Here is a 1088-nt window from a genome sequence, read left to right on the forward strand (position 1 = left end):
TTAGGACTTACGCAAATTTTACCGAAGGCGAGCGTAACTGCTCACGCAAATAATCACTGAGTAAACCCCTTTTAACCTGATATAAAGATTGTTTTAACCGTTTAGCCTGTCTGGCTAACTGCAGCCAAACCAGCATACAACAACAAATATGATTCCGCTGAATACGAGCCTTACGACACTGATTATTTTCAATCCCTGTTAGCTGTTTGAGTTCTCGGTGAAACTGCTCAATCTTCCAGCGAATGGCACACACCAAACGTGTACCATCAGATGAATCTTGAGTGGTGTCATTGGTGACTATCCAGTCCGTGCGGTTGTCATTCACCGCTACTCGGAACAGTTGCACTTTGTAGTCTTTGGGAAAGCTATGGATTTTAATCAGTTTGCCGTTTTGTTGTTCTTTGTCAGTCCAAGTTAGCTCACTGACGGCTTTGTAAGGGTTTACCCCTTTTGAGTCATCGACTTTGCGGTTGGATTTTAACGGGCAGTAAAAGATTTTTTGTAAGCCATCGATGTAGAGCATGATGTCTTTGGTGGCGTACCAGGTGTCCATGAGTACATATTTAAAGGCTAGCTGTTTGTGTTCAATGCTGTGATTAAGCATGTCTTTTAGGTGGTCAAGTTTGCTTTTGCCATCGGTGGCTCTATCGTAGATGCGGTAATCTATGAGCCAATACTGCTGGGTTTTTGGGTTGACATAGATACAGTTGACGATACAGATGCCTTTGATGATGCGATGGGCGTTGCCACTGTATTGACGGTTGACGAGTTCAATTTTGTGGCTGTGGTTTTTGTCTAAGATGCTGTCGTCAAAGATGAGATAGCCGTCTTCATCCATGACGATGTCGTCTTTGACTTTTTCCCATACAAGCCTAGGTTTTAGTTTGTCATCTCGTAGATAGCGATTAATTCGGTCATGGCTGATGTCTTCGGGATGATGCTTGGCATAGTTGGTCAGGGTATAATTTACTTGGCTTACCAGTAAGTATTGGCAGTAGTCTAAGCGGGTGACGGACTTTTTCTTCATGCCTTTATGCTACTATATTTTAATCAACTTACGCAAAAATTTATGCGTTTTGCGTAAGTCC

The 1088-nt window shown here is 42.6% G+C and carries 1 protein-coding gene; it reads right to left on the reverse strand.

What is annotated here, in order from left to right; translation table 11 throughout:
* Positions 1-7 precede the first annotated feature (7 nt).
* Positions 8-1027 carry an IS701 family transposase gene (locus MA2_RS10725; RefSeq protein WP_067059665.1) on the reverse strand — a complete coding sequence of 340 codons (1020 nt, stop codon included), beginning with the start codon at positions 1025-1027 and terminating at the stop codon, positions 8-10.
* Positions 1028-1088: the final 61 nt, after the last annotated feature.

Origin of the sequence: Moraxella atlantae NBRC 14588, assembly GCF_001591265.1 — a bacterium.
Classification (GTDB): Bacteria; Pseudomonadota; Gammaproteobacteria; order Pseudomonadales; family Moraxellaceae; genus Faucicola; species Faucicola atlantae.